The following is a 13,008-nucleotide window of genomic DNA, read 5'->3' as shown; positions in this document are numbered from 1 at the left end:
CTCACGTGCTGCGGCGGGTCATCCAGCCGGTGAACCCGTCGGGCAGGACCCGGACTACGATGCAGACCGCGACCAGCAGGCCCATCACGCCGTAGACTTGGCCGTAGAACGAGGTCGCGGTGGCCTTGATCACCGCCAGGACGATCGCGGCCGGCGGCGTGCCCACCAACACGTCGGCGCCCCCCGCCACGACCGTCACGAACGCTTCGATCACGAAGCTGCCGCCCATCATCGGGCTGAGCGTCATGGTCGGCGCGTAGAGGCCGCCAGCGAGCCCGGCCAGGGCAGCGCCCAGTCCGAAGGTCGCGGCATAGACCCGGTCGACCGGCACGCCCAGGGAGCGCGCCATGGCGGCGTTCTGCATGGTGGCCCGGGCATGCACGCCGAACCGGGTCTTCATGAAGACGAGATAGAGGCCGGCCAGGACCAGCACCGCGATCAGCAGGAGGACCAGCCGGTAGATGGAGAACGAGCCGCCGGCGACGGCGACGCTGCCGAACGGCGTACCCACGCCGGGAGCGCCCGACCCGAACAACAGCAGGGCGCCCTGGGTCATGATCAGGCTGATGCCCCAGGTGGCGACCAGTGAATCGATCGGGCGGTGGTAGAACCGGCGCACCACCGTCCGCTCCAGCGCGATCCCGAACAGGCCGGCCGCGGCCGAGCCCAGCAGGATCCCAAGCACCAGCGGCGCTCCTGCCTGGTAGGAGTAGGTCGTGACATAGGCGCCCACCGCAATGAACTCGCCATGCGCCATGTTGATGATGCCCATCATGCCGAAGATGATGGCCAGTCCCGCTGCCGCGAGCACCAGGAAGGCGAACACGTCCGCGACCTGGTAGAGGTAGGAAATGGTCTGCAGCATCCGTTCCTGCCCTGTGCGCTGATCGAGGAGGAAGCGGGCCCGGCGGCGGCACCGGGCCCCGGGGAGCGTTACTGCGGCTCGGGCAGGTAGCTCGGCGTGTACTGCTCCTTCGGGTCGTACTGGGTCAGGTCGCAGCCGACCTCGCCCAGCCAGTAGGGCTCGACCTTGTCCCACGAGCGCTCGACCGTGACGTTGTGCTGCGCGTCCACCGAGACCTGCCACATGCGGTGGCTGACATGCTGGGACTTGGGGTCGATGCAGATCTGGCCTTCGGGCGCGTCGATGCAGGCCTGGCCGGTCGCGATCTGGGTGCGCAGGTCCGCCAGCTCCGTCGAGCCCTCGGCCATCTCGACCAGCTTCTTGTAAAGGTAGACCGCGGCATAGGCGTTCTGGCCCATGTCGTTGATGTAGGTCTCCTCGGGAAACTTCGCGCGCCAACGCTGCTTGAACGCGTCCGCGTCCGGTGAACTCACCTCCTCGAACCAGTTCATCGCGACATGCATGTTCTCCATGGCCGGCGGCTTGAAGCGCTTGTGCTCGAAGCCCAGGCCGATGGTGATCGACGAGCCCATCGGAATCTTCAGGCCGGCGGCGGGCGCCTGCTCGTAGAAGGAGGCCTGCGAGTTGCCGACCACCAGCGTCATCAGCCAGTCGGGCTTGGCGGCCTGGATGTTCTGGATGGTCTGGCCGAACTGGGAGACGCCCAACGGGATCATCTCCTCGCCGACGATCTCGCCGCCGTTCTCCTCGACCAGCTTGCGGGTCCATTCGGCGGAGATCTGTCCGAAATTATAGTCGGCGGCGATCGTGTAGACCTTCTTGCCGTACTTCTCCATCATCCAGGGGACGAGGGTGGAAAGCTGCTGCTCGGGCAGCCCGCCCGTTCCGATCATGTTGGCGTCGCACACGCCGCCTTCGTACTGATTGGTGTAGAAGTACGGAATGTCCGTGCGGTCGATGATCGGGCGGACCGCCTCGCGCGACGCACTGGTCGCACCGGCGAACAGCACGTCGATCTCGTCACTGTCGATCAGTCGGCGGGTGAATTCCTGGAACTTCGCGTTGTCGAACTGCGGGTCGTAGGCGATCAGCTCCAGCTGCCGGCCGTCGATCCCGCCCGCCTTGTTGATCTCCTCGACCGCGAGCTGAGCGCCGCGCAGCTTGGGCAGGGTCAGCAGCGCAATCTCGCCGGACTGGTCCTCCAGGAAGCCCACCTTGATCGGCGGCTTGTCCTGAGCAAGCGCGGCCGTCGTCGCCAAGGTCGCGACGGTCGCCAACAGCATCCCAACTCTACCCTGCATCGGTCCGCGTCCCTCTTCGATCCTGTCCTGGACCAGGCGACGCAAAGGCTGTGCCAACTGTGATCACGGTTGCCGGATGTCGGCCATCCTCATCTCCGGGCAGGTGAAGATGAGGAGGCCGGCCATCATCCGCGATGCAGAAAATGACGAACTAATGTTCAGTCCTCACACATCCGGATGCCGGGTGTGCCATGCCGTCGCCATCTGGAAGGCGTGACCGGCGCAGAGCAGGACGTCCTCGGACAGATGCGGGCCGACCAGCTGGAATCCGACCGGGACGCCCTCGTCGGAGAACCCGCAGGGCAGGGTGATGGTGGGGCTGCCGCTCACGTCAAATGGGGCGGTGTATTTGAGGAGCGTCGCCAGCTCCTTCGGGTCGCCGAGCGACAGGCGCTCAAGCGAAGGCCCTGCCAAGAACAGGCCCGGCACCAGCAACAGGTCGACCTGGCGGAAGATGCGCACGAGGCGCCCCTTGAACTTGTCCCGCTCGATCGCGATCGAGGCGATCTTCAGCGGGTCGACGTTGCGGCCGATCTCGATGAACTCGGCGAGCGTCGATCCGTACTCCTCCTTGCGGCTGGGATAGGTCTCGCGATGGACATGGGCGGTCTCGTACGCACAGAACTCGCTCCATGTCTCCAGCACGGAATTGCTGTCGGGAAAGTCGATGTCGACCAGCGTCGCGCCAAGCGAAGCCAGCACCTGGGCCGCCGCCTCGGTCAGCTCGGTCACCTTCGGGTCCACCCCGCTGGCGTTGAAGCGGTGGTCGATGCCGATCTTGAGCCCGCGCGCGCCGAAGATGCCGGCCGCCTCGATCCTGCCGAGATAGTCCGGAACCGGCGCCAGCAAGGTGGTAGGGTCGTTGTCGTCCTCGCCGGCGATCGCGTGCAGCATCACGGCGGCATCCGCAGCGCAGCGCGTCATCGGGCCCAGATGGTCCAGCGTATCGGACAGGACGAACGAGCCATAGCGACTGACCCGGCCCCAGGTCGGCTTCAGGCCGGTGACATTGTTCATCAGCGAGGGAAAGCGGATGGAGCCGCCGGTGTCCGAGCCGATCGAGCCGAAGCACAGGCCGGCCGCCGTCGCGACACCCGAGCCCGAGGACGACGAGCCTGCCCAGTGCGCGGGGTTCCACGGGTTGAGCGGCGCGTCGATCAAAGGATGGTGCTCGGCATAGGCACCTTCCGTCATCTGCAGCTTGCCGAGCGTCACGGCGCCCGCGGTGGAGAGCCTTGCTGGCACGGTGCCGTCCTCGTCGGGAACATGCTCGGCATGGATCGCCATGCCGCCGCTGGTCCTGACGCCCTTGGTGAAGCACAGGTCCTTCAGGCCGATCGGGATCCCGTGCAGCGGTCCCCGGTAGCGGCCCGACATGATCTCGGCTTCTGCCTGCCTGGCCTCTGCCCGGGCCCGATCGGCCGTGACCGTCGCGTAGCTGTGCAACTTGGGGTCGACGGCCTCGATGCGCGCCAGCATCATGTCGGTGAGCTCCACCGGCGAGAGCCGCTTCGTCTTGATCAGGTCGGCGACGTCGACCAGGTGGGCTTGAGCGAGCTGAGCTGGCTCCATGATCTTGCTTCCTCGTTCGTGCGAAAGACAGGGACGTGTGAGCAAATGCCTTGCCAGGAAGGGTCTGGCCGGCCGGCGCCGGCCGAGCCGATCCTGCCGGCCATGCTCGCGCAGATGGAGCGTCCAAAAAAGCGTTCGGCGTTAACGGGTTGTACACTGCCAGGAGCTATCTTGCCGCCAGATACCTCAGGCACGGAACTTCCCATGACCCTCGTGCACGCGGATTGGACCGGCCAGCTTGCTGGCGCCGCCGTCGATCAGCCCGCTGGATCCCGTCTCGATCCCGACGTGAACGACCTCCTCGTCTGGCAGCAGGCCGCCGAGCAGCGGATCCTGGCCCTCGGTGCCATTCTCGGCGAGGCCCGCAGCAGGGCGGAGCGTGGCCTGGAGACCATGGCCGGCTTTGCCGACCTCGTGGGCCGGGCGGCCGAGGCGAGCATGGACCGCCTGGGCAGCGCCGTGACCATGCTGCCGGAAATGGCGGCGGATGACCTGTCCGAGCGAAAGCTGGTGCAAGCACTCCAGGCCGATCTCGGTACGGCACAGCGATCGGTGCACGAGCTTGGCAGCCGCATGACGACCCTGGCCCAACTCGCCCTGCTGGCGCGCATGGAGACCGCCGCCCTGGCCGAGCATGCAGTCGGGTTCGAGGGGTTTACGAGCGAGGTCGACGGCCTGGTCGAGCGCGCCGAGATGACGGTGGTTGCCCTCGACCAGGAGATCGGCAAGCTCCTCCAGGGCGTGGACGACGTCCAGCGGATCGACCGGCGGGGATCTGGCAACGGCGTGCCGGACACGGTGCAGCGCATCGGCACTCTCCTTGAGCATGCTGCCCAACGCCGCGAGCACGGGCGCGAGACCATGGCAGCCGTGGGGGAGCGTCTGGGCCAGCTCCGGGAGGAGGCCGCCCGCCTCGTCATGGGGCTCCAGTTCCACGACGGCATGCGCCAGCGGCTGGAGCAGATCGGCTTCGGCCTGGAGCGGCTTCGGGCGGTCCGTCAGCGGGGCATCCTGGCCGACGACGATCCGGCGCCGCTGGACGACCGGCGCCGCAAGGTCGCGGTGGGCGCCCTGTGCGCGCTGCAGGCCGCGCAGCTGAAGGACCTGGCCGTGCTCGTGGAGCGGGAACGCGGGTCGGTCGAGGCAGCGCTTCACGCGATGGGGCGCGCCATGGCCGAGGCGGAGGAACTGTTCCGGGCCGTCTGGGGCGGCAGCTCGCCGGACCTGATGGCGGAACTCGACGGAGCTATCGGCGGGGTAGCCGTCATCGTCGAGGGATATGCCCGCATCCGTGCGACGATGGCGGCCGCGCGCGAACGGGCGTTGCAGGGTATCGAGCGCATGCCCGGCCTGGCGGCGGACCTGGACGAGGTGGAGATGTCCATCCGCATGGCCGGCCTGAACGCGACCTTCCGTTCGGCCCAGCTGGGCGGGGTCGGTGGCCCGATGAAGTGCATCGCCCAGGAGTTGCGGGCGAGTGCCGGACAGATCGGTCAGGCCGTGGCGGCGTTCGGCACAGAGCTGGCGGCGATTGCCGCGGATGTTGGCCGGTTGCGCGACCATGCCGCTCGCGATCCGGCGGAACGCCGGACCGAGCTGGTGGCGGGCTTGAGGGAAGGTGCGGCTGCGCTCCGGGAGATGGAGAGCGAAGGGGCAAGGCTGCAGGACGTGGTCGAGCATGCGCTGGCGGGCCTGAGCACGTCCTTCCAGACTCATGCCAACGACGTGGCGGGGCTGGGTGGGCCGGCCGGGATGCGCTCGTTGGCCGAGCATCTGGAACTGATCAGGCGGCTGGAAGGAGCTGACGCGTCCGACGGCGAGATCTGGCCGGCCCTGGGCCGGCTCCTCCAGGGCACCTACACGACGAAGGACGAGCGGGACGTTCATCACGCGGTCCAGAGCCGGGGAATCGCTCCGGCCAAGCCTGATTCGATCATGGCCCAAGGCCCGGCATCCCGGGACCTCGGCGATGCCCTGGTCTGAGGGTCGCTCCTTCCATCGTGCTTCGTGGCCGGTAGCCGGTGGCCGGACCACCTCCGGCCGCCTTCCGATGTACCGAGCGCTGCAGCCTTAAGCTGCGTGGGGCTGGCGATGGATGGCGCGCCAGCCGCCGCGAGCGGGTTGAGGAGCGTGTGGCTGTGACGTCAGCAGTGATGGAGCGAAGCGCGGGGGGCCAGGTTCGCCATGAGGACGGCGTCGCTGGGACCGGCCTGACCGAAGGAAGGAGGAACTGCTGGATTGCGCCGGGGGACATCGTGATCTTCAGCCCCCCAACAGGAAGATCACGGAGGCCGGCCCGGAACAGGCCGCCGGATCGAGTCGCAGCGAGCCCGCTGGCCGGGAAGAGCGGCAAGCCCGCTCCTTTTGGAAATGGCGTGGGCGCTGGAGCCTCCGCGGCAACGATCCCTGGTGCAGATGGATCGTGAGGGAGCGTGACGGCCACCTCGGTCCTCAGGCCGAGGTGGCGGGCGGCAGGTCGCCACGACGCCCCCGGGGGGACGTGGTCGGTCAGGTGCAGCGAGCGCTGCCCCTCCACCGGATTCTCGTCACGATGCCTGACATCCCGTTGTCGTGACGATGGCGGAGCGCGACGCGCCCGGTCGATGGTGGCCGAGGATTGAAGAAGAGCCTGAACAGCGCCCGTGATCATGACGAGTGGCCGGCAACGAGCAAGGATGAACGTCAAGTGGTGGAGCGGGTCGCTGCAGGGCAGTGAGCACCGGTACTGTTCATGAACAATTGGTTCTCCTCGCGCTTGTTGAAGGCCGCCTGCCAAGAGCAGGCCGGTGGCACCACTTGACAGCATCCCTGCACGAGGGCGACCCTGCCTGGAAGGCAGCAAGGTCCTCAAGCAAGAAGAAGCTGCCGAGGGGAGGTCGATGGATGCGTAAATCGATACACGTACTGGCCCTGGGCACGGCCCTCGCTGCTCTGGGGCTTCCGGCCTTCGCTGCCGAGCCGACCAGGGTCGCGGCGGTCATCAAGGGACTGGACAATCCATTCTTCCAGTACATGCGCCAGGGCATCGACGCCAAGGCCGGGGAACTCGGTGCCGAGGTCAACATCCAGGCCGCCAGCGGCATGGGCGATTCGACCGGGCAGGCCGACCGGCTCTCGGCCGTCGCCATGCAGGACTATGGCTGCTATCTGGTCAATCCGATCAGCGTCAGCAATCTGGTGCAGGCCCTGGTTCCGGTGGCCCAGAAGAAGGCGCCGATCGTCAACATCGACAGCGTGGTCGATCCAGTCCAGGCGGAAGCCGCCGGGATCACCATCAACACTTATATCGGCACCGACAATGTCGCGGCCGGGATCCTGGCCGGCGAGGAGATGCTTCGCCTTCTCCCGAATGGCGGCAAGGTGGCGCTGATCGCGGGCGTGGTCGGCGACGTCGGCAGCAATGCCCGGATCAAGGGCTTCGAGCAGGCCGTCCAGGGCAAGCTCGAGGTGGTGCAGATGGTCAGTGCGGACTGGGACCGCGAAAAGGCGCTGACGGCGGCCGACACGATCCTGCGCGCGCATCCCGACCTTGCCGGCTTCTTCGCCGCCAACGACGTCATGGCCCTGGGCGTGCAGCGCGCCGTGATGGCCGCGGGCTCTGAGGCCAAGGTGATCGGCCTGGACGGCATCACCGATGCGCTCCAGTCGGTCGCCGCAGGCGAACTCGCCGCCACCGTCTCCCAGTATCCCTGGGTCGTCGGCGCCATGGGCCTGGAAGCCTGCGTGGCCGCCGCTTCCGGCAAGACCTTGCCTGCCAAGGTCGATGCCCCCGTCCAGTTGATCACCAAGGCCAACGCCGCCACGGCCATCCAGAACTTCCCGCAGCCGGCCGAAGCCTATCCCGATCCCTTCCGGGATCTGCTGCAGCAGTGAGGATGACGGAGGAAGCCCAGGGCGGGGCGGACGCACGGCCGCCCCGCCGCGAGCGGCCGGCCTGGCTCGAACCGTCGTTCTGGGCAGACTGGGCCGCGGTGGTCGGCCTGTTCGGCCTGATCCTGATCTTCGGCCTGAGCGCGCCCAGCTTCCTCAGCATCAGCAACCTTCACGCCGTGCTGGTGGCGTCCTCCATCCTGATCGTGGTGGCGGTCGGCCAGACCTTCGTGATCGCCACGGCAGGCATCGACCTGTCCATGGCCGCCACCACCACCCTCAGCGCGGTGGTGCTGGGCATCTGCTATGCCGCAGGCTTCGGCATCGTCGCAGCCTGCGTGCTGGCCGTGGGCGCGGCCTCCTTCGTCGGCTTCCTGAACGGCCTCGTGATCACGCGCGGCCGCATCCCGGACTTCGTGGTCACGCTGGGCAGCCTGTCGGCCGTCACCGGCCTGGGGCTGATCCTTTCCCGTGGCGAGCCGACCATGGTCTCCAGCCTGTTCCTGCTGCGCCTGTCCAGCGGCCATATCGGCCTGTTCGGCTATCCCGTGCTCGTCGCCGCTGCCGTGGCCCTGCTCGGCCATGTCCTGCTCTACCACACCCGCTTCGGGGTCCACCTGCTTGCCACCGGCGGCCATGCCGAGAGCGCCCGCTCGCTTGGCATCCATATCGATCGCGTCCGCATTGCCGCCTACACCATTTCAGGCAGCTGTGCCGGCATCGCCGCGATCCTGCTGGTCGCGCGCATTGGCTCTGCCGAGCCCACCGTCAACACCACGCTGCTCCTGAACTCGGTAGCGGCGGTCGTGCTGGGCGGCGTCAGCCTGTTCGGCGGCAGGGGCAGCATCCTGGGCCCGGTCTTTGGCGCCTTGATGCTGACCACGCTGGTCAACGGCCTGACGCTGCTGGGCGTATCGGCCTTCTACCAGCCCCTGGCCGTGGGCATCATCGTGATCCTGGCCGCCCTCATCATGCGCTACCAGCGATGAAGCCCGATCCGTCCGACACCATCCTGGCCTGCACCGGCCTGTCCAAGCATTTCGGCGGCATCCGCGCCCTGCAGGAGGTCGCGTTCAGCGCGCGCCGCGGCGAGGTGACGGCCGTGATCGGCGACAACGGTGCGGGCAAGTCGACCCTGATCCGCTGCCTGGTCGGCGTGCATGTGCCCGACAGCGGTGAGATCAGCTTCGACGGCAGGCCCGCCCGCTTCAACGACCCCGACGAAGCGCGACGGGCCGGCATCGAGACGGTTCACCAGAACCTGGCGCTGGTCGACGAGCTAACGGTGGCGCAGAACCTGTTCCTCAACCGCGAGATCGTGCACCGCCTGGGCCCCTTCGCCTTCCTGAACCGCAAGGAGATGAAGGTGCAGTCGCGCGCCCTCCTGTCGCGGCTCTCCATCAACGTCCCGTCGGTCGGGCAACGGGTGCGGCGCCTGTCCGGGGGCCAGCGCCAGGCGATCTCGATCTGCCGGGCGGTGGGTGCTGGGGCGAAGCTCGTCGTGATGGACGAGCCGACCGCTGCACTGGGCGTCCAGGAGACCCGCAATGTCGAGGCGCTCATCGCGCGCCTGCGCGATGAGCAGGTGAGCGTCATCCTGATCAGCCACAATTTCGACCAGGTCATGCGTCTGTCCGACCAAGTCTGGGCGATGCGGGCCGGCCGGGTCGTCGGCACCAGGCGAACCGCCGAGACCAGCGGCAACGAGCTGGTCGGCCTCATCACCGGTGCGGGTCCAGCTTGAACGGGAGCTCTTGATGTCCCTCCTCCGTGTCGGCCTGATCGGCCTGGGCGAGGTCGCCCAGGCGATCCACCTGCCCACGCTCGCCGACCTGCGCAGCCGCTTCGTGATCGACGGCGCCTACGACCCGTCCAGCAGCCTGACCGAGCTGATCCGCAGCCGTCATGCCGGCGTGCGGATCTTCGGGTCGGCGGAAGCGCTGATCGAAGACCCGGCTATCGACGCGGTCTTCATCCTCTCGCCGGACGAGACCCACAGCCGCTACGTCCGCCTGGCGATCGAGGCGGACAAGCACATCCTGCTGGAGAAACCGGCCTGCCTGACCTTGAGCGAGATCGACCAGCTTCTGCCGCTGGCGAAGAACCACCGCAAGGTCCTGTTCGTCGCCTATATGCGCCGCTACGCCCCGGCCTACCTGGCGGCCAAGGCGGAGCTGCCGCCGCCAGCCGAGATCACCCATGTCCGCATCCACGACTTGATCTCGCTCGGCACGGAGTTCATGCGGCACAGCCAGGACATCCTCTACCCGACGGACGTTCCAGACGAATTGCGCCGCGAGAGCCAGGTCATCCGCCAGTCCCTTTACCGGGAGGCGGTGGGCCAGGATGCACCCCCGGACCTGCTGCAGGCCTATGCGCTGCTGACCTCGATGAGCTGCCACCACCTCTCCGCGATGCGGGAACTGATCGGCGAGCCTTCGCGCGTGCTGGCCGCGCAGCACAGCAATGGCGGCTGGAACTCGGCCATCACGTTCGACTATGGCCACTATCTCTGCACCTATCAGGCGGTGGTCGACCGGATCGGCCTGTTCGATGCGATGATCGAGGTGCGCTCGGACCAAAAGCGCGTCCGCATCGTCTACGACACGCCCTATATCCGCAGCCTGCCCACCCGGCTGGAGATCGCGGAGCGGGGCCAGGACGGGGTGAAACAGCGGATCCTCGGGCCCTTCTACGCCGACGCATTCGCGCATGAACTCCTGACCTTCCACCGTCACGTGCTGGACGGCACCACGCCGAAGACCGACCTCGTCGACTTCCGCAAGGACCTCCAGCTCTGGAAGGCGATCGTGGAGAGGATGAAGCAGTAGTCCTGCCCGGAGCAGCCGTGCCGGGAGCCGCCGTCCAGAACCGTCCGATCCGGATTCGACTCATGAAGGGGCAGATCGTGCGAACGGCGATCCGGGACGTTGGTCCGACGGCTCGGCCTTCTGCTGCCGACATCACGCCGGCTCAGGAGGCTGCCGCGTAAGCCTGGCCTTGGCCGTGCTGCCGGGATCCGATCCTGCCCATCAGGAAGGAGGCGGCCGATGGTGTGCCTGGCGTTGGGTCAGGTGAGCCTGGTGGAGGCTCGGCTGCCGCAGCGTTTGGCAGTAACCGACGCCTGGAGCGGATCAGGGCACAGGTCGACTGGCAGCCGATCGAAGCGGCCTTGGCGAATCCTTGAGCTTCCGGCGCTCTGACCGCCTTGAGCTGGAGGATGCGTTGCCAGACGCAACGACACTTTCCCCGGTTCCGGATCGACCTGGTTCAGGCGGGCCTAGTGGAGATGGTCTTCGACGCCTTGAACGCCTAACTCGAGCAGCGCGGCTTGGTGATCAAGGCCGGGTTCGAAGCGACACTGGTCGAGGCCGAGGTATCGGGGTGGGACCCCGCCGCCGGCTTCACGCGTCGCGGGCAACGCAGCTTCTTCGGCTACAAGGCGCGCTTGGCCGTCGACGATCATCCGTCCCTGCAAGGGCTTCAGCCAGGAGGCTGCAATGGGCCGCCGACCTGATCCGCAACCGATGCCAGCTCAGGCTGCTCTGCATGGCCGTGAACCTGCGACGGGCGGATCAGATAAATGCCTGATCGATATCCAGTTCGCGGCATCGGTCGATCCGGTGCCATCGAGCGACGTGATGGGCCGGAAATTCCTGCCGGTGGCGCTCGCCTGTCCATCCACAAGCCAGAGACTGGAGGTTTTCGCGCCAGTCTGCAGAAGGCCGCCGTTCATCGCAAAAGGCGCTGGACCACGTCTACTGGCGGCCCGCTCCGCTCGATCGTAGACGACACGGTCAGAACCGGTCGCAGAACCGCAATTGCGATGGTGCTGCTGCGAGTTCTCGGCACAGGCCTGCCCGCCTCAATGATCGGACATGGGACTGATCATCCAGTGTCCGCAGGGTCTTGCGGAGAGACGCTTCGTGAGGCGCGCCATTCCACGGATGGTGCGGCCTTGGCCGGCACGGGTGGATGGCATGGCGGTGGCATCCATGCGCGGCCAGATCGGGAAGCCGCTGCCATCAGGAGCCGTCACCGCGCCACTGCCGTAACCTGGGACGCGGAAGCTGCGGGCCGCGTGCCGCCATGAACCCGCTTCCTAGCAAAGGGCTGGCCGGCAAGGCGGCGCGGTGATGATGCTCCAGATCCTGATCCTGCGGGCACCCGGTAAACCTGTCGGACCTTCAGATCCCGGAGCGCAACAGCGTCACCCCGGGGGATCAGCTTGATGCCAGCCGTTGATTCCGCTGTTGCCGGGATTGCTGCTTCACGCTGCCTAAGGCTCTCGTGAAGCAGAACGCGCGCATGGCCGAAGCTTGCAGACAGTTCCGGCTTGTCGGGTGGCGTACCTGCAGCGACGAGCTCCAGGCCATTCTCGATCAGCGGTGGGCAGCGGACCGGCAGCTCACGGCAACGGTCGTCCTGCGGCACCGACAGCGGCTCTAGGCTGCGCGTGAGCCGCTGTCGGTGTAGACCGCTCACCATTTGATCCAGCGAGGTGCGACAATGCAGCGACGCAAGACTGCTGATCGACAGCGCAGATCAGTCGTCGTCGTCATCATCGCCCGACACTGCGTCGACACCAGCCGACACGTCATCCTTGGCACCCTCGAACGTATTGCAGGCGCTCAAGCCGCCAACAGTGAACGTCAGCAGGGCGAGTGCAAGCAGCCAGCGGAGGTTCGACATATGAGTGCTCCATCCTTACGGCAGATGTTCCGTCCAGTCATAGCTCTGCAGGCGGCAGTGCGGTTCCAATGCAGCCGCCATTTCGTCATCATCGCCAATCGGATGATATTGGCGCGTCATACGATAAAGCTGACCGGATCATCGACAGGACAGCGGGAAGGGCGCTGCAGACATCGTTTTCCATCCGATCAGGCCGCGCCGCCGATCAGCCTGACGACCCGAACCCGTTCATCGGCAACGCTATCGGGCGGTGGCCAGTTGCGAAGCGGTCACGCCCGGCCATGATGAGCACGCGCCCCTGAGCCGATCACCCCGCACCGCTGCAATGCAGCGGCACGAGGTTGCCCGCCTGTCCTGGAGCGAGGAACAGGCCGCGAGGCGCAACTGCTTGGCTGAGGCATCGACGACCGGATCTCCAGGTTCGCCCGTGCCATGCTTGCCAACTATCAACCGTCAGCAGGCGATCGAGCCGCTCCAGGCAAGGATGGCGGCCAAGGCGGCTTGGCCTTGGCCGGGCAGGGGTCGCGGGAGCGCCAGCCAAGGATCGGGGCTTTCCTTGGCGGCCACCTCCTCGAGCGGGTGCGCGCGGATAAACCGGACGTTGGTCAGTACAGCACGACCGAGCGGATGGACTTGCCCTCGTGCATGAGGTCGAAGGCGTGGTTGATCTGGTCGAGCGGCATGGTGTGGGTGATCAGGGGGTCGATC

Annotated in this window: 11 protein-coding genes; 6 read left to right on the top strand and 5 right to left on the bottom strand. The window is 67.0% G+C overall.

Going from position 1 to position 13,008, the window contains the following annotated elements; all coding sequences use genetic code 11:
- Position 1 precedes the first annotated feature (1 nt).
- The 3 genes from VHL31_RS16755 to VHL31_RS16745 all read right to left on the bottom strand — a co-directional run bounded on the left by VHL31_RS16755 (position 2) and on the right by VHL31_RS16745 (position 3,738).
- Entirely contained in the window at positions 2-865 is an 864-nt protein-coding gene (locus VHL31_RS16755) for an ABC transporter permease subunit (RefSeq protein ID WP_329662379.1), read from the bottom strand.
- 68 nt (positions 866-933) lie between these two features.
- Positions 934-2,148, bottom strand: a complete 1,215-nt coding sequence (locus VHL31_RS16750) for an urea ABC transporter substrate-binding protein (protein ID WP_329662378.1) — start codon at positions 2,146-2,148, stop codon at positions 934-936.
- 183 nt (positions 2,149-2,331) lie between these two features.
- Positions 2,332-3,738 (bottom strand): amidase, encoded by a 1,407-nt coding sequence (locus tag VHL31_RS16745; RefSeq protein WP_329662377.1) that lies wholly within the window; start codon positions 3,736-3,738, stop codon positions 2,332-2,334.
- Between the two features lie 204 nt (positions 3,739-3,942).
- Here VHL31_RS16745 and VHL31_RS16740 point away from each other — a divergent pair, with 204 nt between their 5' ends.
- The 6 genes from VHL31_RS16740 (at position 3,943) to VHL31_RS16715 (ending at position 11,125) form a co-directional block, all read left to right on the top strand.
- Positions 3,943-5,721 (top strand): hypothetical protein, encoded by a 1,779-nt coding sequence (locus VHL31_RS16740; RefSeq protein ID WP_329662376.1) that lies wholly within the window; start codon positions 3,943-3,945, stop codon positions 5,719-5,721.
- 900 nt (positions 5,722-6,621) lie between these two features.
- Positions 6,622-7,611, top strand: a complete 990-nt coding sequence (locus tag VHL31_RS16735) for a substrate-binding domain-containing protein (protein WP_329662375.1) — start codon at positions 6,622-6,624, stop codon at positions 7,609-7,611.
- Between the two features lie 2 nt (positions 7,612-7,613).
- Complete coding sequence (locus VHL31_RS16730; RefSeq protein ID WP_329662374.1) at positions 7,614-8,597, top strand: ABC transporter permease; 984 nt, start codon at positions 7,614-7,616, stop codon at positions 8,595-8,597.
- Positions 8,594-9,352 (top strand): ATP-binding cassette domain-containing protein, encoded by a 759-nt coding sequence (locus VHL31_RS16725; RefSeq protein ID WP_329662373.1) that lies wholly within the window; start codon positions 8,594-8,596, stop codon positions 9,350-9,352. Before VHL31_RS16730 ends, VHL31_RS16725 begins: the two co-directional genes overlap by 4 nt.
- A 13-nt stretch (positions 9,353-9,365) precedes the next feature.
- Positions 9,366-10,439: a Gfo/Idh/MocA family oxidoreductase gene (locus VHL31_RS16720; protein ID WP_329662372.1), complete on the top strand. Its 1,074-nt coding sequence runs from the start codon at positions 9,366-9,368 to the stop codon at positions 10,437-10,439.
- Positions 10,440-10,939: 500 nt separating this feature from the next.
- The gene (locus tag VHL31_RS16715) at positions 10,940-11,125 is read left to right on the top strand and encodes a hypothetical protein (RefSeq protein WP_329662371.1); all 186 of its coding nucleotides are present in this window, start codon (positions 10,940-10,942) and stop codon (positions 11,123-11,125) included.
- Between the two features lie 1,028 nt (positions 11,126-12,153).
- On the opposite strand, the gene VHL31_RS16710 is transcribed toward VHL31_RS16715, so the two are convergent.
- Positions 12,154-12,300: a hypothetical protein gene (locus VHL31_RS16710; RefSeq protein ID WP_329662370.1), complete on the bottom strand. Its 147-nt coding sequence runs from the start codon at positions 12,298-12,300 to the stop codon at positions 12,154-12,156.
- A gap of 605 nt (positions 12,301-12,905) precedes the next feature.
- The coding region (locus VHL31_RS26695; protein WP_349262469.1) for an S-(hydroxymethyl)glutathione dehydrogenase at positions 12,906-13,008 on the bottom strand (103 nt) is incomplete at its 5' end.

This window comes from Geminicoccus sp., assembly GCF_036263595.1.
In the GTDB taxonomy this organism is placed as follows: domain Bacteria; phylum Pseudomonadota; class Alphaproteobacteria; order Geminicoccales; family Geminicoccaceae; genus Geminicoccus.
This window is presented reverse-complemented; position numbering and strand designations above follow the sequence as displayed.

Coding starts and splice junctions, on each gene's coding strand:
- VHL31_RS16735 (WP_329662375.1), top strand. CDS start 6,622: ATGCGTAAATCGATACACGTACTGGCCCTGGGCACGGCCCTCGCTGCT.
- VHL31_RS16710 (WP_329662370.1), bottom strand. CDS start 12,300: ATGTCGAACCTCCGCTGGCTGCTTGCACTCGCCCTGCTGACGTTCACT.
- VHL31_RS16755 (WP_329662379.1), bottom strand. CDS start 865: ATGCTGCAGACCATTTCCTACCTCTACCAGGTCGCGGACGTGTTCGCC.
- VHL31_RS16745 (WP_329662377.1), bottom strand. CDS start 3,738: ATGGAGCCAGCTCAGCTCGCTCAAGCCCACCTGGTCGACGTCGCCGAC.
- VHL31_RS16730 (WP_329662374.1), top strand. CDS start 7,614: ATGACGGAGGAAGCCCAGGGCGGGGCGGACGCACGGCCGCCCCGCCGC.
- VHL31_RS16725 (WP_329662373.1), top strand. CDS start 8,594: ATGAAGCCCGATCCGTCCGACACCATCCTGGCCTGCACCGGCCTGTCC.
- VHL31_RS16740 (WP_329662376.1), top strand. CDS start 3,943: ATGACCCTCGTGCACGCGGATTGGACCGGCCAGCTTGCTGGCGCCGCC.
- VHL31_RS16750 (WP_329662378.1), bottom strand. CDS start 2,148: ATGCTGTTGGCGACCGTCGCGACCTTGGCGACGACGGCCGCGCTTGCT.
- VHL31_RS16720 (WP_329662372.1), top strand. CDS start 9,366: ATGTCCCTCCTCCGTGTCGGCCTGATCGGCCTGGGCGAGGTCGCCCAG.